This window comes from Psychrosphaera algicola (genome assembly GCF_028401425.1).
In the GTDB taxonomy this organism is placed as follows: Bacteria; Pseudomonadota; Gammaproteobacteria; order Enterobacterales; family Alteromonadaceae; genus Psychrosphaera; species Psychrosphaera algicola.
On record NZ_JAQOMS010000002.1, the window covers coordinates 3,999,412 to 4,022,640 of the forward strand.

General features: G+C 40.5%; 10 protein-coding genes and 12 pseudogenes. 11 read left to right on the plus strand and 11 right to left on the minus strand.

The window, feature by feature from the left end; all coding sequences use genetic code 11:
* Positions 1 to 19: 19 nt before the first annotated feature.
* A pseudogene (metG, locus tag PN838_RS21965) lies at positions 20 to 1,965 on the minus strand (methionine--tRNA ligase); the annotation flags it as partial.
* A gap of 222 nt (positions 1,966 to 2,187) precedes the next feature.
* Between metG and PN838_RS21970 the strand changes: the two are divergent.
* The 3 genes and pseudogenes from PN838_RS21970 to PN838_RS26700 form a co-directional block, all read left to right on the plus strand.
* A complete protein-coding gene (locus PN838_RS21970; protein WP_272181979.1) occupies positions 2,188 to 3,228 on the plus strand; it encodes an Mrp/NBP35 family ATP-binding protein in 1,041 nt (346 codons plus the stop codon).
* Between the two features lie 26 nt (positions 3,229 to 3,254).
* A pseudogene (gene dcd / locus PN838_RS21975) lies at positions 3,255 to 3,853 on the plus strand (dCTP deaminase).
* 296 nt (positions 3,854 to 4,149) lie between these two features.
* A pseudogene (locus tag PN838_RS26700) lies at positions 4,150 to 6,530 on the plus strand (7TMR-DISM family protein); the annotation flags it as partial.
* 98 nt (positions 6,531 to 6,628) lie between these two features.
* Here PN838_RS26700 and PN838_RS21990 read toward each other — a convergent pair.
* From PN838_RS21990 to PN838_RS22010, 5 genes and pseudogenes are all read right to left on the minus strand, one after another.
* On the minus strand, positions 6,629 to 7,342 hold the full coding sequence (locus tag PN838_RS21990; RefSeq protein WP_215965059.1) for a DUF445 domain-containing protein: 714 nt from the start codon (positions 7,340 to 7,342) through the stop codon (positions 6,629 to 6,631).
* Between the two features lie 265 nt (positions 7,343 to 7,607).
* A complete protein-coding gene (locus tag PN838_RS21995; protein ID WP_272181980.1) occupies positions 7,608 to 7,871 on the minus strand; it encodes a YebG family protein in 264 nt (87 codons plus the stop codon).
* A gap of 159 nt (positions 7,872 to 8,030) precedes the next feature.
* Positions 8,031 to 9,258, minus strand: a pseudogene (gene serA, locus PN838_RS22000) (phosphoglycerate dehydrogenase).
* A 171-nt stretch (positions 9,259 to 9,429) separates the two neighbouring features.
* Positions 9,430 to 10,084, minus strand: a pseudogene (gene rpiA, locus PN838_RS22005) (ribose-5-phosphate isomerase RpiA).
* 68 nt (positions 10,085 to 10,152) lie between these two features.
* Positions 10,153 to 10,767 carry a 5-formyltetrahydrofolate cyclo-ligase gene (locus PN838_RS22010; RefSeq protein WP_272181981.1) on the minus strand — a complete coding sequence of 205 codons (615 nt, stop codon included), beginning with the start codon at positions 10,765 to 10,767 and terminating at the stop codon, positions 10,153 to 10,155.
* A gap of 96 nt (positions 10,768 to 10,863) precedes the next feature.
* Between PN838_RS22010 and PN838_RS22015 the strand changes: the two are divergent.
* Positions 10,864 to 11,629, plus strand: a pseudogene (locus tag PN838_RS22015) (class II glutamine amidotransferase).
* 104 nt (positions 11,630 to 11,733) lie between these two features.
* Here PN838_RS22015 and PN838_RS22020 read toward each other — a convergent pair.
* The 5 genes and pseudogenes from PN838_RS22020 to cmoA form a co-directional block, all read right to left on the minus strand.
* Positions 11,734 to 12,384 (minus strand): DUF3108 domain-containing protein, encoded by a 651-nt coding sequence (locus tag PN838_RS22020; RefSeq protein WP_272182688.1) that lies wholly within the window; start codon positions 12,382 to 12,384, stop codon positions 11,734 to 11,736.
* Positions 12,377 to 13,057, minus strand: coding sequence for a phosphoribosylglycinamide formyltransferase (purN, locus tag PN838_RS22025; protein WP_215965052.1), 681 nt, complete (start codon positions 13,055 to 13,057; stop codon positions 12,377 to 12,379). Before purN ends, PN838_RS22020 begins: the two co-directional genes overlap by 8 nt.
* Positions 13,058 to 14,101 (minus strand): annotated as a pseudogene (gene purM / locus PN838_RS22030) (phosphoribosylformylglycinamidine cyclo-ligase). It lies immediately after the preceding gene.
* A gap of 133 nt (positions 14,102 to 14,234) precedes the next feature.
* Positions 14,235 to 15,202, minus strand: a pseudogene (gene cmoB / locus PN838_RS22035) (tRNA 5-methoxyuridine(34)/uridine 5-oxyacetic acid(34) synthase CmoB).
* Positions 15,203 to 15,215: 13 nt separating this feature from the next.
* Positions 15,216 to 15,942: pseudogene (cmoA, locus tag PN838_RS22040) on the minus strand (carboxy-S-adenosyl-L-methionine synthase CmoA).
* Positions 15,943 to 16,211: 269 nt separating this feature from the next.
* Between cmoA and PN838_RS22045 the strand changes: the two are divergent.
* The 7 genes and pseudogenes from PN838_RS22045 (at position 16,212) to ruvB (ending at position 23,156) form a co-directional block, all read left to right on the plus strand.
* On the plus strand, positions 16,212 to 17,174 hold the full coding sequence (locus PN838_RS22045; RefSeq protein WP_272181982.1) for a transporter substrate-binding domain-containing protein: 963 nt from the start codon (positions 16,212 to 16,214) through the stop codon (positions 17,172 to 17,174).
* Positions 17,167 to 17,562: a type 2 periplasmic-binding domain-containing protein gene (locus tag PN838_RS22050; protein ID WP_272181983.1), complete on the plus strand. Its 396-nt coding sequence runs from the start codon at positions 17,167 to 17,169 to the stop codon at positions 17,560 to 17,562. Before PN838_RS22045 ends, PN838_RS22050 begins: the two co-directional genes overlap by 8 nt.
* Positions 17,563 to 17,568: 6 nt before the next feature.
* A complete protein-coding gene (locus tag PN838_RS22055) occupies positions 17,569 to 18,915 on the plus strand; it encodes a diguanylate cyclase domain-containing protein (protein WP_272181984.1) in 1,347 nt (448 codons plus the stop codon).
* Between the two features lie 95 nt (positions 18,916 to 19,010).
* Positions 19,011 to 20,771, plus strand: coding sequence for an aspartate--tRNA ligase (aspS, locus tag PN838_RS22060; RefSeq protein WP_272181985.1), 1,761 nt, complete (start codon positions 19,011 to 19,013; stop codon positions 20,769 to 20,771).
* Between the two features lie 157 nt (positions 20,772 to 20,928).
* Positions 20,929 to 21,452, plus strand: a pseudogene (gene ruvC, locus PN838_RS22065) (crossover junction endodeoxyribonuclease RuvC).
* A 77-nt stretch (positions 21,453 to 21,529) separates the two neighbouring features.
* Positions 21,530 to 22,139 (plus strand): annotated as a pseudogene (ruvA, locus tag PN838_RS22070) (Holliday junction branch migration protein RuvA).
* Between the two features lie 8 nt (positions 22,140 to 22,147).
* Positions 22,148 to 23,156: pseudogene (gene ruvB / locus PN838_RS22075) on the plus strand (Holliday junction branch migration DNA helicase RuvB).
* Positions 23,157 to 23,229: the final 73 nt, after the last annotated feature.

Sequence of the window (23,229 nt, forward strand, 5' to 3'; positions counted from 1 at the left end):
TAATATTTATTTATACAAGCTACATAACTCGCATACTAGGCTGGGCGCCTTCGTGTGGTTCTAATATCCACAACTCTTTGCCACCAGGTCCGGCCGCTAAGATCATGCCTTCAGACATACCAAATCGCATTTTTCGTGGTTTCAGATTCGCCACGACAACGGTTAGTTTTCCTTCTAAATCTTCAGGCGAATAAGCAGCCTTAATACCAGATAGAATTTGGCGTGTCTCACCACCAATATCAAGTTGGAACTTCAGCAGTTTCTCTGCCCCTTCAACATGTTCCGCCTTTATAATTTTAGCGATACGAAGGTCAATTTTGGCAAAGTCGTCAAACTCAATTTCATCGGCAATTGGGTCATCTGCTAATGGTCCTGTTTTTACAGGTTGCGTTGCAGCTAAGCTTTCTTTTGAATCTTCAACCATTGCAGCAACTTTGTCCATGTCGACACGTTGCATTAAAGCTTTAAATTTGTTGATTTCGTGCCTAACAAGTGGTGCGTCTACGCCGTCAAAAGTAAGCTCGTTATTCAAGAATGTTTCAACTTCTTTCGCCATCGCTGGTAATACCGGTTTAAGATAGATCATCAAAATTCTAAATAGATTAATCCCCATAGAACAAACATCTTGTGTTTGTTGCTGCAGGTTTTCATCTTTAACGGTTACCCATGGTGCCTTTTCGTCAATGTATTTATTGGCTTTATCTGCCAACGCCATGATTTCGCGGATTGCTTTCGCAAATTCGCGGTTTTCATAGTTTGCTGTAATAGATGCTTTGGCTTGTTGGAACTCAAGTAATAATTCTGGGCTGTCGATAGTGGCCGACAACTGACCTTCAAAGCGTTTTTTAATAAAGCCGGCACATCGACTTGCGATGTTAACTACTTTACCTATTAAGTCTGAATTCACTTTCTGACCAAAGTCGTCAAGATTAAGATCTAGGTCGGTGATCCCGCTATTGAGTTTCGCCGCAAAATAATAGCGAAGATATTCTGGATTGAGGTGGTCTAGGTACGTTCTTGCTTTAATAAACGTGCCACGAGATTTAGACATTTTTTCGCCATTAACCGTAACAAACCCATGGGCAAATACATTAGTCGGTTTGCGGAAGTTTGCGCCTTCTAACATAGCAGGCCAAAATAGGCTGTGGAAATAGATGATGTCTTTACCTATAAAATGGTATAGCTCAGCCTCTGAATCCGCTTGCCAAAACTCATCAAAATTTACATTGTTATTATCACAATAATTTTTGAAACTGGCCATGTAACCGATTGGTGCGTCAAGCCAGACATAAAAATATTTGCCCGGCGCATTTGGAATTTCAAATCCAAAATATGGCGCGTCGCGGCTGATGTCCCACTGTTGTAGTCCTTGCTCAAACCACTCTTCTAATTTGTTTGCCATTTCGGCTTGAATGCTGCCGCTGTGCAACCATTCTTTTAACATAGGCTCAAATTTTGGCAGGTCAAAAAGTAATGTTCAGAATCTTTCAGTATAGGTGTTGCACCAGAAATAGCCGACTTAGGATTTTTTAAATCTACTGGACCGTATGTAGCGCCGCACTTGTCACAGTTATCACCATTTTGATCTGGTGAATCACATTTAGGACAAGTTCCAGTTACAAAACGGTCTGGCAAAAACATTTCTTTTTCAGGATCAAACAGCTGACTAATCGAACGACGAGCGATATAACCCGCATCGTTTAGTTTGTTATAAATTAATGAAGCAAGCTCGCGGTTTTCATCGCTATGCGTACTATGATAATTGTCAAACTCGATATGGAAGTCGGCAAAGTCTTGAATTCGTTCTTTTCGAACTTCAGCAACCATATCTTCAGGAGCTATGCCCTGTTGTTGTGCCCTTAACATAATAGGTGTGCCGTGCGCATCATCGGCACAAACGTAATAACATTCGTTACCCTGTGCTTTTTGGAAACGGTACCAAATATCGGTTTGCACATATTCCATCAAATGGCCTAAGTGCAAAGAACCATTTGCGTATGGTAATGCACTCGTAATAAGGATTTTGCGAGTCGCTGTCATAATGTTGAAAAAACCTTTAGTGGCCTGTGGTCAGGCGGACTTAATAAGTAGAAAAAGATAGTGCAGTTAACACTACTAATCAAAGCCGTGATGTTACATAATTTAGCCTCAATATGCACCCATCTATACACCTAGAAATTGAATAAAATGAATCTAACTAAACTATTTACCGGTAAAGATCTCTCTGAACAAAAAAATCAGATACGAGATAGACTCAAATCAGTTAACAACAAATGGTTTCCTAAGGGGATTTTTGGTCAGATCGAAATTGAGCAAAAAGGCAAAAGATTAGTCGTGTCATTGCCTTTCGAATCTGCAACAGTATCAACATTTTTGGCAGAGTACGTAAACGATATTTATCCCCATGTTGAATATGTCTACAAGCCAACGGTAGGAAATCATTCAAGCGTCAGCGGCGTTAAAAGTATCGTCGCGGTTGCGTCTGGTAAAGGCGGAGTGGGTAAATCAACGGTTACAACAAATTTAGCTGTAACCTTGGCCAAATTAGGCCACAAAGTCGGTGTGCTTGACGCGGATATTTATGGGCCATCGATGCCAATGATGTTTGGTTTGGAAGGGGAATCGGTTACCACGAAAGATGAAAAAACGATGGAACCACATGTTAAGTTTGACGTCGCGCTCAATTCTATAGGTTTTCTTATTCCAAAAGACAAAGCGGCAATCTGGCGAGGACCGATGGCATCACGCGCTTTGATGCAGGTCGTCAACGAGACTAATTGGCCTGAGTTAGATATCTTATTAGTTGATATGCCGCCGGGAACTGGTGATATACAACTGACGATGTCAGAAAACGTTAAGTGTGACGGAGCATTAATCGTCACAACACCACAAAATGTGGCGTTGGCTGACGCTGAAAAAGGCATTGAGATGTTTCAAAAAGTTGCTACTCCGGTGCTTGGCGTTGTCGAAAATATGAGTCAATTTGTTTGTGATAATTGTGGCCATATCCATCATCTTTTTGGTACAGGTGGTGGCGAAAAGTGTGCGTCTAATCATAACGTTCCTTTGTTAGCTGAATTGCCGTTAAATCCATTAGTACGCAGTTCTGGCGATTCAGGTGTACCGTTTGTAATGTCAGAAAATGAAGATAAAGAGTACCAGCAATTGGCATTTTCACTTATGATGCAACTGTCTAAACAGACTCAACAAATTATTACGCTGGCGTAACAGCCAATACCCAATAGGAAAAACTCATGCGTCTTTGCGATACCGACATAATCAATCATTTAAACGAGGGGCTTATTGCCATTTCGCCTAGACCTTCGGACGATTATATCACCGGGGTTACTGTCGATTTAACGTTAGGAAATCGCTTTCGTGTATTCCAAGATCATGCCGCGCCTTACATTGATTTAAGTGGTCCGAAAGCTGAGACTGAAAAAGCGCTTGAATCGATAATGAGTGACGAAATTATTATCAGTGAGGAAAAAGCGTTTTTTCTTCACCCTGGACAACTTGCATTAGCGATGACACATGAATCTATCACGATACCAGACAACCTTGTTGGTTGGTTAGATGGCCGTTCTTCATTAGCCCGTTTAGGATTAATGGTGCACGTAACGGCTCACCGCATAGATCCAGTACTGGTCAGGTAATATCGTACTAGAATTCTACAATTCAGGTAAATTGCCATTGGCATTAAAGCCGCATATGAAGATTGGCGCACTTAGCTTTGAAACCTTATCAGGACCTGCGGCTAACCCGTATCGTTCTCGAATAGATGCAAAATACAAAGACCATGGACGGAGCAATTGCGAGTCGTATTGACCGAGACGAAAAGTCTTTAGGATAAACGCCAAGTGCATTTCTAAAAATCGAAGTGAAATCAAAGCTTTGATTTTTAGAAAAAATCATTTCAATTATTTTTAACTGTTCTAAACTGTAACTATTAAACGTGTTGAAATTGATGCTTGCGAGAGGCAAACGGAGTTGACTTTGGTCATAAAACGATTGGAAAGATACAAAGGTGGATATTTACTCGCAGCCTTAATATTTTTATTAACATTAAGTTCAAGCTTTGCCAACGACATAGTCGCAATCGACGGCACGGATCTTCGTAATAGCATTGATATATTATACGTTGATGACTCCACAAGTCCTTTAAACATTGAACAAATTCAGAGACTCCCTGTAGGGATGTTTGCTGATAGTAAAGTTCATATGCATAAACCACAGTCGCTCGATTTTTCCGTATGGTACCGATTGAGCCTCAACGACTTTGCCGCACCAATTGACCAAGCCTTTGCCGTTACCGTCGATAACCCTACATTAGATACGATTTCATTTTATCTAATTGAAAATGGTAATGTAATTGATGAACGCCATCTTGGAGATAAGTCCACTAACGACTTAACTCTTGATTATGTCGTCCCTCAAATTAACATCTTTAAACTATTCGATGGTACTAAATCAATATACATCCATGTTCAAACCAATGGTGCCAGTGCAAGTCCAATAATCATCGAGCCAATTAAAGATTCAATTTTTAGAAGTACCGCGCAATTTTTACTTTTGGGATCGTTTCTTGGCGTATCCTTGATCATGATCATCTATAACTTCTTTATGTTCAGAGGTATAGGCGATACGTCTTACATGAACTACATCGGTTATGTATTTTTTGCGTGTTTTACATTATCCCTAATAAACGGCTTTATTTTTTACATACTGCCTATCAGTATTGCCCAGTGGTTTAATCAGCATCTCATGATTTCGCATTTTTGTGGGTTAGCGTTTGCTATCCGATTTGCGATTTCCTTTTGAGAATGGATAAGATTGAACCTTGGTTTATTAATTTAGGCCGAAAATTGTCGTCACTGATGTTTGTTTTTGCCGCAAGTGGTTTTGTTTTTACTGAAGCCACATTAACACCTTATTATTTTGCTGCAGTGGCGAGTGTTTATTGCTATGCCGTCATTTTGATAATGAATTGCGTCAAAAGTAAAATGTTGTGGGTTAAATATTATATTGCGAGTTGGCTTCCTTTATTTGTGGGAGTAGGGGTTGGCGTTGCAGCCTTTAATGGTGGTGTGCCGTACAACTTTGTCACGCGAAATGGCGCTGTTTTAGGGGTATTAGCTGAAATATGCATTATGTCTGTGGCATTGATGGACAGATTCCGTGCTAATGAAATTGATAAGGAGTACCGAATGCATCACGACGGTGTGACCGGATTGCCTAATTCGTTGGCATTGGAGAAAGCCTTGAAAAAGCTAGTTGATGCCCGCATTCCATTCAGTCTTGCTGTGTTTGAAGTACCTCAAGCAAAAGAAATCATTCCTGCTTTAGGGATAGAAAGTGCAAATACGTTTTTTAAAACTTTATTTAAAAATGTTGCCGATTACGCAAAAGGTTTTAGCACCACACATTTTTTTGATGAAGTCGATAGCCAAGCAGAGCAATACAATATCGCTCGAATTTCAGATTCTAACTTTGCAATTCTCTTTATGGGAGAGTTAGATGATGAGGCACTTAACTACAACTTTTTGACGATACAAGAAGGGGTTTCTTCTTTAATTGAAATAAATGGCGTTTCACTATCAGTCAGCTGCGTTGCCGGTATGGTGAATTACCCTACCGATATTAAAGAAAGAGATAAATTACTAATTTCCGCCTATCAGGCGATTCGTGCGACAAAAAACAATGACTTGAGTTGGGTTAAGTTTGATCAATCTCGGTCTGATGATATGCACAAAAGATTCGCGTTAGCTGCGGAATTACAGAAAGCGATAGAAGATGACGATTTAGAATTATACCACCAACCACAGATCCATATTGCCACTGGAGACGTTGTCGGTAGTGAATTGTTATTACGTTGGATGCACCCTGAAATGGGCTTTATCCCACCAGATTATATTATCGATATTGCAGAAGAAACCGGTGTTATTCATCAAGTGACTGAATGGGTTATTGAGCGTGGGTTATCGCAGCATAGTAAACTGCTGAAATTAGGATTTGAACACACAGTATCGATTAATATTTCGGGTAAAGATTTAAATGATAATAGTCTCGTCGCGCATATTTTAACAACAGTCAGTCGTTTTAGTATCCCACCGGCATCAATCATTTTTGAATTAACCGAATCAGCGACAGCAGAAGATCCTAAATTAGCCAAACGTATTCTGACCGATTTATACGAACAAGGATTTAAAATTGCTATCGATGACTTCGGTACAGGTTATTCGAGCCTAGACTATTTGTCGCAGTTACCATTCCATGAATTAAAAATTGATAAATGTTTTATGAATATTGATGTGTCGGAGCGGAACCAAACAATTACTGACATGACAATTACGTTAGCAAGCCGACTGAAAGTCAAAGCTGTTGCAGAAGGTATTGAGACAGAAGTCGTCGCAAATATGCTTAAAGACTATGAAGGACTCATTGGCCAAGGGTATTTTTACTCAAAACCAATGCCATTTATTGAATATATGCGATGGTTGCAAGAGTCAAATCGACTAGATTTACGTCGTTAGTCCAAACCATAATGAAGAACGATAGGTAAACGCCAGCAACGAGACTATATTAGCTTTTAGGCTACTAATATGAGGTTGCTGGTTTTAGCCGGTATTTAAATACCGGCTAAGTGCGCACCAAAGCCTATTAAGCCGCCAAAAACACCACCCCACACGACCAACCAACCTAAATGTGTACGGATCATATCTTGGATGATTGTTTTCACCATTTGCGGCGTTAATTCATCAAGACGTTGGCTGACAACGGCATCTACCTTTTGTTTTATATCTGACATGTGCTGCGGATCAGATAGGTTAGTTAACAGCTTTTGTTGAAAATCATCTGTTTGACTAATTTCTACTATTGATGTTTTTAAGTTTTCGACAAATGGTTCACGCATTGGTGCTAGCGCTTCTACACCACCAAGCATACCTAACATGCTACCAAATGAACTGTTTTGAATTGTAACAATGAGAGAGTCAAAAGCGGGGGATAGGTCAACATCTTCGATGATCGGCTTTAGATCAAAACCAGCTGGTTGTGGAGAGGTATTTTGCTCAGACATAAACTTAGATAAGTTTTCTTCTGTAAAAAACTGCTCCATTATTAATGTTTGGATACCGTTTTTAAACTGTTTAAACTTAACTTGCACAACACCAGAGCCATATAGCCCCGGTATTTTTTCAAATAACATATGTACAGCTAGCCAGTTAGTAACTGCACCAGACAAAGCGAAAAGCGCGGTAATAAATAGCCATTCAATAGAAAATTGCCATCCAAGTAAACAGGCGACAAATGCAATTAGGTTTGTTAAAAGACTTTTATTCAAGGTTAAACTCCACAAGAGACGCGTTAAACTAAATTAATTGGCTCTTTATGGAGTTAAATCAATTAAATATCAAGCAGCTTCGTCTTTTTCTATAACAAAATCGACAAGTTTGTCGTCGCTGTCTGTTTCAGCAACCGACTTGCTTTGTTTATTTTTACTGTCTTTTTTAACGATTAAAGTGTCTGACAAACTCTGATTACTGATCTGCTCTTCGTCTAGTAAATCTGCCTGATTTTTATCAGTGGCTTTCGCCTTTACTGATTTTTCACTTTTTTTGGCACTGGTTTTTCTTCGCTTGAAGGGCTATAAGAACCTCTTCGCGCTCTTTGGCAAGAAAAATACTGAGTTCTTCACATTGTTCTTCAGACAAGGTTACGTCTGAATTATGCAGAAGTTCAAACATGCCGTCTGCCATATCTAACATTTTGTCGTAATCGTCAGCGGCACGCTTGTCGGTAAATGTCATTACTTCTTGCTCCTCATTTTGTCTAGTCGTACGGATCACAACATATTGGGTTGCAACAGCCATAGTAAACTCCTGATGTAGATTATTTAAACAAAAGACTGTTTAAATATACAGTAAATACTACTGGTGTAAAGCACCACTTGAAAATTTTTACAAATAAAAAGCCGAGTTAAAAAACTCGGCTTAATTTTATCGTCATTTTTGTATGGCGAGAGCGAATGCTTAGTGAAGTATACGAGCTTTAACTGTACCTTCGATGGCTTTTAGTTCTTTAAGAGCCACTTTACGATCATCGGCGTCAATGTCGATAACAACATAACCTAGAGTGTCGTCAGTTTGTAAATACTGAGCCGCGATATTGATATTGTGTTTAGCAAATGCTTCATTTATCTTTGTTAAAACACCTTATTGGTTTTTGTGAAGATGTAACAGGCGGCTTCGACCAGTATGTTCAGGTAAGGATACTTCAGGAAGTTTACCGCGCTAAGGGTTGAACCATTGTCTGAATATTTTGCCATTTTTCCAGCGACTTCTATGCCAATGTTTTCCTAGGCTTCTTGAGTTGATCCCCAACATGTGGCGTTAAGATAACATTGTCTAATCCACGAAGTGGTGAGACAAACTCTTCATCATTTGATTTTGGTTCAACAGGGAATACGTCTATTGCTGCACCAGATAATTTTTTGCCTTTGATAGCTTCAGCCAATGCGTCAATATCAACAACTGTTCCACGAGATGCGTTAATGAAAATAGCGCCTTGTTTCATTTGTTCGAATTCTGCGGCACCAAACATGTTTTGGGTTTGCACAGTTTCAGGAACATGAAGTGAAATGACATCAGACGTATTTAGCAATTCTTGCATTGATGCGACTTGCGAAGAGTTACCAAGACTTAACTTAGTTTCAATATCAAAATATTGGACTTTCATACCAATATTTTCAGCCATAATACCGAGCTGAGTACCAATGTGACCGTAACCAACGATACCAAGTGTTTTACCACGAGCTTCAAATGAGCCAACAGCAGACTTATTCCATTCTCCACGGTGCGCTTTAGCACTTTTTTCTGGAACGCCACGGATAAGTAAAAGAATTTCACCTAAAACTAACTCGGCAACCGAACGGGTATTAGAGAAGGGCGCGTTAAAAACCACGATGCCTTTTTCTTTAGCCGCTTTTAAGTCAACCTGATTTGTACCAATACAAAAACATCCAACAGAGACTAGTTTCTTAGCGTGAGCAAATACATTTTTAGTCAATTGTGTGCGAGAACGAATACCAATGAAATGAACGTCTTTGATCTTCTCGATCAACTCATCCTCTGGAAGAGACGTTTTAAGGGATTCAATATTGTTGTAGCCCTGTGCTTTAAGTGTATCTACTGAACTTTGGTGTAAACCTTCAAGTAGTAATATCTTAATTTTATCTTTGGCTAGTGATACGTTGCTCATTCTTTTATTTGTCCCCACGGTGAAGAAATTGACTTAATTTAGAATTAATACTCTATTTTGCGTCTTTAATAAAGTAATTTATTGGTATAAATTAGAAATTCTAATGCGTATTTCAAAATAATTTACACCTTTAAACAACTTTAGTTAAAGACGAATTAGCGATAGCAAATATTAGGATAGAATTTCGACGCCATCGGGATTACCAACGATCACGACATCAGCGCAGCGATGGGCAAACAATCCATTGGTCACAACACCGACGATATTATTCAATTGTTCTTCAAGTTTTCTTGGTTGCGCTATTTTCATGTTGAAGACATCTAAGATGACATTGCCGTTGTCGGTAACAACACCGTCACGATAAACCGGGTCACCACCAAGTTTGACAATCTCACGGGCAACGTAGCTGCGAGCCATTGGAATGACTTCAACTGGTAGAGGAAACTCGCCAAGAAATCGAACCTGTTTTGTGTTGTCTACGATACAAACAAATTTTCGAGCAACGGCTGCGACAATTTTTTCACGAGTTAAGGCAGCGCCGCCCCTTTTATCATAGCCTTATCAGAATTGATCTCATCCGCACCGTCGACGTACACATCTATATAGGAAACTTCATTTAAGTCGAAAACTTCGATTCCGTAATCCTTTAACTTTTTAGTGGATGCATCTGAACTTGAAATGGCACCAGTAATTTTGTTCTTAATAGTGGCTAAGGCGTCGATAAAGTGATTTACAGTGGAGCCTGTGCCAACGCCGACAATCGTATCAGGTTCAATAAAATCGAGGGCAGCATAAGCCGCGGCTTTTTTAATTCATCTTGTGTCATTTGTGTTCCAGATTGTAGGCTGTTAATGAGCTTTCATTGTGGGCTTATTATGTACTAAGTAAAGCGTATTATAACGGCAGCTCGAATAACTTTTCACCGTGTTTTGTGATTAATTTTTGGCTTGGCGTTAAAATGATATGCAAAGGTATGTCCCAGACTTCAACAGGAAGCCTATCAACTTGCTGGCAATCATGCGCGAGGCCTATAAGAACTGGCTTGTGTGGTGCGACGGCGCTTAATGTTCGGTCATAATAACCGCCACCCATGCCGAGTCTATTGCCCTGTGAGTCAAATCCAACGAGTGGCATAAAGATGATATCAATCGTCGTGATATCGACAATTTCAGCTGGGTCATATTTAGGTTCAGGAATGCCGTATTGATTTAGGGGTAATTTTGTATCTTGTTCATAACGCTGGAAAATGAGATGACCTTTATTGTTTGGGTCTATGACCGGTAATAACACATGTTTATTGTGTTGCCATAAATGTTTAATCGCTAAGGTTGGATCAATTTCGCCATCGTTTGGTAAGTAAAGTGCAACAACTTGGGTGTTTTTGGACAAGCTGTTACAGGCCAAAGCTAAGGCTTCACTGGCCAATTGCTGGGCGTTAGGCGATAACGATTGCCTTAGTGCCCTAAATCTTGCTCTGAGCGTTGTACGAATTGATTTAGTGTCTGTCATGATTCTCGCTTTTAATCTGACGGAATTACTTTTAGGATGAGAGTTATAACGAAGAACGATATCATCTGCAATCACTTAGGTAGAGATTAAAATATTATGTGCGAATTATTAGGGATGTCGGCAAACGTGCCAACTGACATTGTATTTAGTTTTACAGGACTCGTGCAAAGAGGCGGTAAGACAGGACCTCATACCGACGGCTGGGGGATTACTTTCTACGAAGGAAAAGGGTGTCGAACATTTAAAGACCCAAGGCCCAGCGCTGAATCAAAAATTGCTAACTTGGTTATGGATTACCCAATAAAAAGTTGTTCGGTTATTTCCCATATAAGACAAGCAAATAGAGGCGGGATAAAGTTAGAAAATACCCATCCTTTTATTCGCGAATTTTGGGGAGGCATATTACTTTTGCGCACAATGGCCAGTTGTCGGGGTATAAAAACTCAGCTTGTCCCAGTTTCATCCTGTGGGGGATACTGACAGTGAGTTTGCATTTTGCTGGATAATGGATCAGTTAAAGGCTCGATACAAAACAAAACCGAGAAATTGGCAAAGTGTATTTAAATATATCGCTGGGTTATGTAAGCAGTTGAATCAGTACGGTGTTTTCAACGCATTGATTTCTGATGGCGAGCATTTATTGGCGTATTGTAGCAATAATTTGAGTTGGATTACCCGTCGTGCGCCATTTGGTGAGGCGAATCTGATCGACACAGAGTTTAATGTCAACTTTAACGAAGTCACAACTGAAAATGATATTGTAACTGTAATCGCAACGAGGCCACTAACCGACAATGAATGTTGGACAAAGTTGGCCCCAGAAGAATACGTATTATTTAAACTAGGTGTTCAAATACATTAGCTTTGGTGGTGCGATGTAGACTTAGTGTTGAGTATATTGACTTATCACTAAGTCATATTGCTCTACACCTTTTTTCATTCTCCACATACGGGCAAGGGTATAGTTTAGCTCTGGAACAAACCATAGGCATGCTGGGCATAAAACTTTTGCTTGTCGTAAACTCTAGCGACTTTAACTGCGTTAAATCGACCTAAGCCAGTGCTAATAATTTCGTGTCCGATGACTTCTAATTTATAGGTTCTTAGCGTTCCGCGATTTGAAATTAAGCTATATTCAAAAGCCGTTTTACCTGCAATCAGGTCTGCTTGAATTTGTACATGCAGTGACATTTCGTCTAACCAACCATCTTCCCATTTATCTGGAGATTCTTTTGCTTCAGGTTTAACGATGAGATCTTTATTTTGACGAAATTCGATTGTCAGCTCTTTGTCTGAACCTGTGCCACTGCGTTCGTAAGAATAAGACAGCGGTGAAACTTTACCGTCTACATAATTGAAGATACTTAACTCTGAACGACGGTCTGAAAATATTAACCATTCAATGTTGCTTGTCAGCTCTATCGAAAAGTTATTGTCGCCAAGGGACGTCATAATGCGACTCCCTTGACCAAGTTTATCACCTTGACGATACATATCGTAAATAGCCGTAAAGGGCTTAATCGTATTGTCATCAGGTAATTCGGCGGCTGCAATTGCCGTGGTAAATAATCCTAATAACAAACTTGTTATCGCCAAGTTGTAAACTCGCTTAATCATCAAAAGCATATCCTTGAATTGGGAGCCGTTCATTATCTAAATAGGCACCATCAGTTGCCATTTTCAATCGGTCTTCACACATCCATTTAACCACCATAGGATAGATTAAATGTTCTTGAACATGGACTCGTTGTGCCAAGTCGTCGGCATCGTCGTCACTAAACACAGGAACCTTAGCTTGCAAGATAACTGGCCCACCGTCGAGCTCTTCCGTAACAAAATGCACACTACAACCATGTTCTTCATCACCTGCGTCAATAGCTCTTTGGTGCGTATTTAAGCCTTGATATTTAGGTAATAAAGATGGGTGGATATTGATCAGTTTCCCTTTATAGTGCTCTACAAAGTTTGCCGTTAATATCCGCATAAAACCGGCCAGTACAACAACTTGTGGTTGGTATTGGTCAATGACTTCGACTAACGCTTGATCATATAGTTCCCGAGATTCGAAATCTTTATGACTTACAACATGCGTATTAATGTTAGTTTGCGCTGCACGGACGAGTCCGTAAGCATCTGCTTTATTACTAATCACGGCATTTATGTGGCCGTCGATTTTGTTTTGCAAACAAGCGTCGATTATGGCTTGAAGATTACTGCCACTGCCAGATATTAATACAACAATTGACGGTGCTGACGCATCAGCACCGGTAGTAGATTGAGTTGATGACATTTAAATACCTGAAATCTCAACTTGCTCTTCATTATCGTTTGCAGAAGCAATTGATCCGATGTGCCATGCTTTTTCGCCAGCAGCAGTTAATATGTCAATACTGTTCGCTAGGTCGGCTTCGTCAACTGCGATGATCATGCCAACACCACAGTTAAAGGTACGATACATTTCATGTGTTTCGATGTTGCCATTATCTTGCAACCAGTTAAACACGGCTGGCCACTGCCACGAATCACCATCAATTACAGCTTTAGTTTGCGTCGGAAGTACGCGAGGAATATTTTCCCAGAATCCACCACCTGTGATGTGCGAAAGCGCATGAACATCAACGGTTTCTAATAATTTCAATACAGGTTTAACGTATATTTTAGTTGGGGCCATCAAATGGTCAGCTAAAGGTTTTCCTTCATATTCAGCGCTTAAGTCTGCTTTTGAAACTTCAATGACTTTACGAATTAAAGAATAACCATTTGAATGAGGACCAGAAGAACCTAAGGCAATAAGTTGATCACTAGGCTTAACTTTGGTGCCGTCAATGACTTTAGCCTTTTCTACCACACCAACACAGAAGCCCGCGAGATCATAATCATCACCTTCGTACATACCTGGCGATTTCAGCTGTTTCGCCGCCAATCAATGCACAGTTTGACATGACACAACCGTCTGCAATACCACTTACAACATCGGCAGCCACATCTACATTAAGTTTACCCGTGGCGTAGTAATCAAGGAAAAACAGAGGCTCTGCGCCTTGTACGATCAAGTCATTCACACACATCGCAACTAAGTCGATACCAACGGTGTCGTGTTTTTAAGATCAATCGCTAAACGTAATTTTGTGCCAACGCCGTCATTACCCGCTACAAGAAGGGGCTCATCGTAACCTTTAGGAATTTGACATAAACCACCAAATCCACCCAAACCACCCATAACTTCTGGACGAGTCGTACGTTTTACCGCACCTTTAATACGTTCAACTAACAGGTTACCTGCATCGATATCTACACCTGCGTCTTTGTAGCTAAGAGATTGATTGTCGCTCAATGTTGTTTCCTCAAAATGGAGTGAAGCAATTTGGTGATGTTTTGTACACTAAATTGTATATAGACTATTGCGCGGGATTTTATACCAAAACCGCGCAAGTTATAAGATAAAATGGCCAAATAGCCCTCAATTTTTACGCATTGGCGATAAAAATTGCCCGTTTAGGGGCTGGATAGCCTTCAATTGTTTTTGTAGGGTCACTCGGATCGAGGAAATCTTCGAGAGACTCAGTGTCGATCCAATCTGTTTTTCTTTGTTCATCTAAAGTTGTTTGGTCAATATTAACCAAACGAATATTACTAAACCCAACTTTCTTTAGCCACAATTCTAATGCACTGGCGCTTGGGATAAACCAAACATTACGCATTTTTGCATATCGGTCTTCTGGAACTAAAACAGTTGTTTCGTCACCATCGACGATAAGTGTTTCTAAAACAAGTTCACCACCTTTGACTAATTGATTTTTAAGCTGTTGCAAAAAGTCCATAGGTGATTTGCGGTGATACAATACGCCCATTGAGAATACGGTATCAAAACCTTTTATTGCTGGAAGATCATCTATGCCAAGCGGTAGAAGGTTTACGTCTTTATCTTGAATGAAGTGTTGTACAGCCCAAAACTGAGCTAGAAATAGTTGAGTCGGATCTATGCCCACCACAAATTTAGCACCAGCACCGCGCATACGCCACAAATGGTAGCCACTTCCGCAACCAACATCTAATACGTATCGGTCTGTTAGATCACTTATAAAAGGGGCTAGTCGATGCCATTTAAAATCACTGCGCCATTCCGTATCGACATTTATGCCGTGTAATTGATATGGCCCTTTGCGCCATGGCTTCAATTGCATTAAGTGATGAGTTGTTTTTTCTTTAAACCATCATTCATTGTTGCAGCCGATCCAACTGAAACAGAATTGACTAGGTCGACCTGACTTGGCTCAACAGGGGGCAACAAATCAATGTTCTTAACCCAATCTTTAAATTCACCATGAAGGGCATTTTTGTACCAGTGATTTATTTGCGCCGGCAATATCTCTAACCAAGGTGCTAATCGGTTGCCCGCAATTTGTTGGTAAAACGAATTAAATAGTTGGGTCATGGTAGCGTTCCGGTTAGGCTTTAATGGCAATAAAAGAAGCAAAATTAAAACATTGGTACCAGATTGATTGGCTAGTAAATCCAGCTTGTTGCAACCTAGTGATGTGGGTCTGTTCGGTATCAATTTTCATCACGTTTTCTATTGCTGAGCGTTTTTGGCTGATTTCAAGTTCGCTATAGCCGTTCGCTCGTTTAAAGTCGAGATGCAAGTTATTGATAGCGTCGTGTATTTTGCTGTCATCCCATTTTAATTTTTCAGACATTACAAACGCGCCACCGGGTAATAAGGCATTATGTATTTTTGATAATACTACTGAACGTAATTCCGGCTCGATAAACTGCAGTGTAAAATTCATCACAACAAATGAGCAGGGTTGTAGCTCTACTTCAAGTATATCGGCTAGATCAACAATGACTTCTACATCTGATTTATACGCTTTTATATTATTTCGGCAACGTTCGACCATAGGCACAGAGTTATCTAATGCGATGATTTTGCAATTGGGTTTGTCGATATACTTACGCATCGATAAGGTTGCTGCACCCAATGAACAGCCAAGGTCATAGACTGCACTATTGGGTTGTTGGAATTGTTGGGCAAGCTTACCAATAGCGCTCACCATAGTGGAATAGCCTTGTGACACTGCGTTGTATCATGTCAGGGAAAACTTCAACGACGGACTCGTCAAATGTGAAATCTTTAACCTTGTTTAAACTGTCTGCGTATAGGTTGTCGCGCATTGAAAAATCTTTTATACCGTGGAAATAGCCGCATTTTAACTTAAAAATCACATAGCCTAAAGAAAATGTGATTGCCGAATTGTAAAGAAACGTTCTACACTGAGCTTAATAATAATTTAATTAGGTTCGCATGACTCGAATTCGCTTTCTTTTTTCCTTTCTATTATTGATGATGTGGACATCTTTGGTATTAGCGACCCCGCTAATTGTTAAACCTGAAAAAATTAAGGTTGCCGTAGCCAACAATATTGTCCCGTACCAATTCTCTGATGAAAAAATCAGCCAGTTGGCTACGTTATCGATTTTTGGCGTTTATGGCAGGAAAAACCGGAATAGAAGTCGAATTTGTCACCTCCAGTTGGCCGAATACATTAAAAAATGTAAAAAATGGGAAAGCAGACGTCCACGGTGCGCTGGGACAAAATGCCGAACGTGAAGCAACGTTTACTTTTAGCGGTAATATTTACACTTCGGCGCTTAGTATTTATATCCACCGAGATCTAATTGGTCTTTCTAGTATTAATGATGTGGTCCCGTACCGCATTGGTATTTTAAAAGACTCAGTATTTGAATCCATTTTAATCGACAAAAATCCCGACCTAAATTTTCGTTTCTATGACTCCCGTGAAGCCATGTTGAGTGGTATTCAAAGGGAGGAAGTCAAAACGTTTGTGACTTTTGATTATTACACGTTTAGTGACGCTGGTTATGCCTCCCTAAATCAGCTTTACCCTGCATATAAGAGGATCAGTGTAGGTGCAGTCGACGCATCTTATGCCGTCACTAAGTTAAACGAATATCTGTTGCCGTTTGTCGACGCAGGTATCGCCCAAATAACAGCAAAAGAGCGCGGTTCACTTGATCAGAAATGGTTTGGTACCTCGAATGTTAACGCGGCTCTTCGACTTGGTTTTACAACGGGCAATGAACCATATATGAGTATTACGCCTAATGGTGAGGCAACCGGATTGTTTGTCGACCTGTGGCGTAAATGGGCAGAAAAAACCAAGACTGAAGTTGAGTTTATGCCTAATTCAATGGATTTGTCGTTACAAGCTTTGCAAGAAGGTAAGTCAAATGTCCATATTGCCTACCCTGAGAGCCAGATAGTAAATACCGGATTACCACGAGCATTACACCTTTATTCTGTATTCTCGAATCTATTTGTCAGTGGGCTGTATGACCCTAAAAAGGGTTGTCGCAGTTGGATGGAAAAAAATAGGTTTGTTTAAAAGTGCTCCTTATAAAACTGAATTCCAAAAGCGATTTCCTAAAGTTGATGTTGTGTGGCTTGAGTCGTTAGACGCCGGGATAACCATGGCGATGAATAATGAAATTTTGGGATTTATTTCAGCCAACCAAGTTGCTCACGTGCGGTTAGTTCAGAATAATGTTGAGAATAAGTTTTCAGTTATAAAAGACGTTACATACGAAGCAAAAATTTACTCTATAGTTAACGACGAAAATCGAGCACTAATCCAAAAAATCCAAGCGGGATTTGACTTAATAACACTTGAAGAAAAAATAGAGATTGAAAGTCGCTGGATAAGGGAAGAAAGCGATCAGTATTTTCAAAGTAGAAAACATCGCGTTTCTATAACCGATGATGAAAAACATTAGGTTAAAATGGTGCCTGAACTTACGGTCGGCATGGTAAAGGATTGGTTCCCTTACGAATTTATTGATGACGAGGGAAATCCGCAGGGGATAAGCATTGATATATTTAAAATTGCGACAGAGCTAACTGGGCAGCACTATAAATTTGTTGTGTTTGACAGATGGGGTGACTTAATGACGTCATTCCGTTCTGGTAAAATCGATATGGTGGCCAATATAACGGCAAGTGAAAGTCGCAGTAAGTTTGCGGATTTTACCTCTAGTTATTGGCAAACACCTTGGTCAATTACTACCCATAAGTCCCAGGAAAACGTCGACTCGATTGAGAAGTTCTATGGTAAGCGCATTGCGTTAATCGAGGGATATCAGATGATAAAAGAATTAAGCGAGCGATATCCGCAAGTAATCATCCAAGTCGTCGAAAGCTTTGACGAAGCGCTCACCTTATTAAAAGCGGGGGTTATTGACGGCGTATTAGACAACATGTTGGTGTCTGCCGGCTACCTGCAGGAAAACAATCTTTATCAATTTAAGATCCATGTCATCGAAGATCTTCCATACGATATTTCAAATATTGGCGTCCGCCAGGATCTAAAACAACAATTGCGAATGATGGAAAAAATTGTCAGTTCAATTACCGACAAAGACCGGGAGAAAATAATTACTCGTTGGTCAAAAATTGATGTTGTACAGGGAATAAATTCAAAAATATACCTCCGCAATGTTATTGCGTTTATCTTCATCGCGACGGTCGTAATTGCCAGTGTATTGTTTTGGAATCGACGATTACAAAATGAAATCAAACTTAGAATTACCGCAGAAACAAAATTAAAGCATTTGGCTTCACACGACCTAATGACCGGACTGCCCAATCGGGCGTTATTTAATGACAGACTAAATCAGGCCATTGTCAGCCATCGGAGAAACAACAAAGTGCTGGCTGTGATGTTTGTTGACCTCGACGGTTTTAAACAAGTTAATGACACTTTTGGCCACGATGTTGGTGACGAGTTATTAATAATGGTATCTGATAGATTGCGGGTTGTTGGCAGGGCGTCGGATACAGTGGCGCGTATTGGTGGTGACGAATTTGTTATTTTAGTGACCGACTTAGATGATACGGCACAGGCAAGTAAAGTAGCAGAAAAATTATTACGGACTTTGTCCGTCCATTTGATTTGTCCGCTTCAATTATTAATGTTGGTGCTTCTATCGGTGTCGCTTGTTTTCCTGAGCATGGCGAAACCGTTGATGAATTGCTTAAAGGTGCCGATGACGCTATGTATGTCGTTAAAGATACTGGTAAAAACAGCTATCATTTTGCCACACGCTAAAACTCACATCTTATTTTGTTAAAGCGGTGACTTTAGCGTTCAAATCCTTATAATGTCCGCCATTTCCGCTAAGTTAAACTGCTTAGCGCGGTTATTATTTTAGAAATAGGATTTGCAATGCGTTCTCATTATTGTGGCGAGTTAAATAAAAGTTTAGTTGACCAAAATGTTACTCTTTGTGGTTGGGTGAATAAGCGCCGTGACCTTGGTGGTTTGATCTTCATCGACTTACGTGACCGTGAAGGTATTGTGCAAGCAGTTATCGACCCTGATGAAACTGCTATTTTTGAAAGTGCAAATAAACTACGTAACGAGTTTTGCATCAAATTGTCTGGTGTTGTACGTGCACGTCCAGAAAGCCAAGCTAATAAAGATATGGCGACTGGTGAAGTTGAATTGTACGTTAAAGATTTAGAAATTCTTAATGCTTCTGCACCAGTGCCTTTAGATTTCAATCAAGATAACTCTGAAGAACAACGTTTAAAATATCGCTACTTAGATTTACGTCGCCCAGTGATGAATCAACGTCTTCAGTTCCGCTCAAAAGTTACCAGTGCTGTTCGCAGATATTTAGACGACGCCGGTTTCTTGGATATGGAAACCCCAATACTTACTAAAGCAACGCCAGAGGGCGCTCGTGATTATTTGGTGCCAAGCCGAACTCATAAAGGTCAATTTTTTGCGTTGCCGCAATCCCCGCAGTTATTTAAACAGTTGTTAATGGTTGCTGGTTTTGACCGTTATTATCAAATCGTTAAATGTTTCCGTGATGAAGATTTACGTGCCGACCGTCAACCAGAATTTACTCAAATCGATATTGAAACCACCTTTATGTCTGGCGAAGACGTAATGGCAATGGCTGAAGGCATGGTACGTTCAGTATTTAGCGAGTTGCTTAACGTTGAGTTAGGTGACTTTCCAACCATGACCTACTTGGAAGCGATGACACGTTTTGGTTCAGATAAACCTGACCTTCGTAACCCATTAGAAATGGTTGACGTAGCCGATATCATGAAAGATGTCGACTTTAAAGTTTTTGCCGGCCCAGCCAACGATCCTAAGGGGCGTGTTGCGGTAATTAAAGTGCTAGACGGTGCTTCAATGACACGTAAAAACATTGACGGCTATACCGAATTTGTTGGTAAATACGGAGCAAAAGGTCTGGCTTGGATTAAAGTGAATGACTTAGAAGCTGGCTTAGCAGGCTTACAATCACCAATTCTTAAGTTTTTAAATGAAGAAGTGGTTAATGCTATTTTGGCTCGAACCGGCGCTCAAACGGGTGATATTTTATTATTTGGTTCTGATAGCTACAAAGTGGTAACCGATGCACTTGGTGCACTTAGATTGAAAGTTGGTACTGACTTAGAGCTCGTTGAAGACAAGTGGGCGCCTTTATGGGTTGTTGACTTCCCAATGTTTGAAGAACTTGAAGGCGGTGCATTAACTCCGCTTCACCATCCATTCACTGCACCAAGCAACATGACACCAGCTGAACTTGCTGCCGACCCAGCTGGCGCATTGTCAGACGCATATGACATGGTTCTTAATGGATGTGAATTAGGTGGTGGTTCGGTTCGTATCCACAAACAAGATATGCAATCTGAGGTCTTTAGAATTCTTGGTATTGGTGAAGAGGAAGCGCAGGAGAAATTTGGTTTCTTGTTAGATGCATTACAATTTGGCGCGCCACCACATGCTGGTTTAGCATTCGGTCTTGACCGTATGTTAATGTTGATGGTTGGGGCTGACTCAATTCGTGATGTTATGGCTTTCCCGAAAACAACAACGGCGGCATGTCCGTTGACTGCAGCACCAGGCTTTGCCAACCCTGATGCGCTAAAAGATCTTGGAATAGAAATAGTAAAACAAAACTAAACTTGTTTTATTAGCCATATAAAGAAGGCCCGAAACCTTAGGTATTCGGGCTTTTTTGTGTTTAAGTAGTTAATGAATCAAAGCCGTCTTTACTTCAAATAAGTGGTAAGGCTAAGCATTAGATCAGTAGAAGTTGAATTTTTATGGCGCGAACGTTATGGCACTAATTTTAGGGATTGATCCCGGTTCTCGGATCACGGGCTACGGCCTAGTCGACCATGTAGGTTCTAAATTCAGTTACGTAGGAAGTGGTTGTATTCGGACCCCCGATACTTGTTTAGCGGATAAGCTCGACACAATATTTTCTGGGATCAGCGAAATCATCTTACAATATAAGCCTGATAACTTTGCCATTGAACAAGTGTTTATGGCTCATAACCCAGATTCAGCACTCAAGCTGGGTCAAGCACGTGGCAGCGCGATAGTTGCGGCGTCACAGGCAAAATTGCCTGTATTTGAATACTCCGCAAGACAAATAAAACAAGCCGTAGTTGGCAGTGGAGCTGCAGATAAAAGCCAAGTTCAGCATATGGTTCAACAGATTTTAAAACTAACGGGAAAACCTCAGGCCGATGCAGCCGATGCATTAGCCGTAGCAATATGCCATGGCAACACAAATCAAAGTTTGATAAACATGGCTGGTGTAGCGAAAAAACCGTCAGAGGTCGCCTAAGGCGATAAATTTTAAGCTAGGGCTTTCAACTGTATGGATAACTGGGTATATTTACAGTAATTGAAGGTAAATATAAAAGTTAACTATGATTGGAAGACTCACTGGCATCGTTGCCGACAAACAAGCCCCTGACGTATTAATTGACGTTAACGGTGTAGGCTATGAAGTGCAATTACCGCTAACAAGCTTTTATGAATTGCCTGAAGAGGGGTTCAAGCGACTATTTATACCCACTTTGTGGTTCGAGAAGACGCTCAGTTGTTATACGGATTTAGCTCTAAGCAAGAGCGCAGTTTATTTAGATTATTGATTAAAGCTAATGGTGTAGGTCCTAAGTTAGGACTCACTATACTTTCGGGGCTTACCGCAGAGCAGTTTGTAACTTGTGTTGAACAGGATGATGTGACGACATTAGTTAAACTGCTCTGGCGTTGGTAAAAAAACAGCGGAACGATTATTGATTGAAATGCGAGATCGGATCCAAGGCACTTAACCTCGCACCAGAATTTAGACCGCTTGAACCTATAATGACCGGTTCGGTGATGAAAAAAGCAAACGAATTTGACGATGCTGTCTCCGCACTGGTCTCCCTTGGGTACAGTTCCCAACAAGCCAATAAAGCAGTAAAATTGATTTTCAAAGACGGCGACGATTCAGAAACCCTGATCCGTTTAGCCTTAAAAAACATGCTGTAGAGTGAATAATGATTGAAGCAGATAGATTAGTCGGCGCAATTGAAACCCGCGAAGACGAAGTGATAGACCGTGCAATACGTCCAAAGTTATTAGCAGACTACCGTGGTCAACCGCATGTTAAAGAACAGATGGAAATATTCATCCATAGCCGCAAAAAATCGGCAGGAAGCTCTCGACCATTTGCTTATTTTTGGACCTCCGGGACTGGGTAAAACCACCTTAGCCAACATAGTCGCAAACGAAATGGAAGTCAGCATTAAAACTACATCAGGTCCGGTTTTAGAAAAAGCTGGAGACCTCGCAGCATTGTTGACTAATCTCGAAGAAAACGACGTTTTGTTTATTGACGAAATCCACCGACTTAGTCCTGTTGTTGAAGAAGTTTTATACCCTGCAATGGAAGATTATCAGCTTGATATTATGATTGGCGAAGGTCCTGCTGCCCGGTCAATTAAGCTGGATCTACCGCCGTTTACTTTAATTGGCGCGACAACGCGTGCCGGAGCGCTTACATCACCTCTTCGTGACCGATTTGGCATTGTACAACGCCTCGAGTTTTATAAAGTTGAAGATCTTGCTTTTATTATTGAGCGCTCAGCCAATGTGTTAAATATGGAAATGACCACAGATGCGGCATTAGAAATCGCTCGACGTGCCCGTGGAACGCCTCGGATAGCAAACCGCTTACTGCGAAGAGTTAGAGATTATGCAGATGTCAAAAGCGAAGGGCGGTTAGATCAAGATATAGCCAAACAAGCACTTAATATGGTTAATGTAGACAGCGAAGGTTTTGACTTTATGGATAAAAAAATGCTGATTACTATGATCGAAAAGTTTGACGGCGGTCCGGTTGGTTTAGATAATATTGCTGCTGCAATAGGCGAAGAACGGGAAACGATTGAAGATGTCATTGAACCTTACTTAATTCAACAAGGCTTTTTGCAACGTACGCCGCGCGGTCGAATTGCGTCACCAAGGGCTTATCAGCATTTAGGTTATGACTATAACCAAGAATAAATTGCTAATATGACGAGCAGCATGGGTTCATGAATGCTGTCAGTCCTTAAATTAAGGCAAAAAAAACCCGTTC

Bases quoted from the DNA above. Each gene is read 5' to 3' on its own strand.
- PN838_RS21970 (WP_272181979.1), top strand. From the start codon at position 2,188: ATGAATCTAACTAAACTATTTACCGGTAAAGATCTCTCTGAACAAAAA.
- PN838_RS21995 (WP_272181980.1), bottom strand. From the start codon at position 7,871: ATGGCTGTTGCAACCCAATATGTTGTGATCCGTACGACTAGACAAAAT.
- PN838_RS22010 (WP_272181981.1), bottom strand. From the start codon at position 10,767: ATGACAGACACTAAATCAATTCGTACAACGCTCAGAGCAAGATTTAGG.
- PN838_RS22020 (WP_272182688.1), bottom strand. From the start codon at position 12,384: ATGATTAAGCGAGTTTACAACTTGGCGATAACAAGTTTGTTATTAGGA.
- purN (WP_215965052.1), bottom strand. From the start codon at position 13,057: ATGTCATCAACTCAATCTACTACCGGTGCTGATGCGTCAGCACCGTCA.
- PN838_RS22045 (WP_272181982.1), top strand. From the start codon at position 16,212: ATGAAAAAATCAGCCAGTTGGCTACGTTATCGATTTTTGGCGTTTATG.
- PN838_RS22055 (WP_272181984.1), top strand. From the start codon at position 17,569: ATGGTGCCTGAACTTACGGTCGGCATGGTAAAGGATTGGTTCCCTTAC.
- aspS (WP_272181985.1), top strand. From the start codon at position 19,011: ATGCGTTCTCATTATTGTGGCGAGTTAAATAAAAGTTTAGTTGACCAA.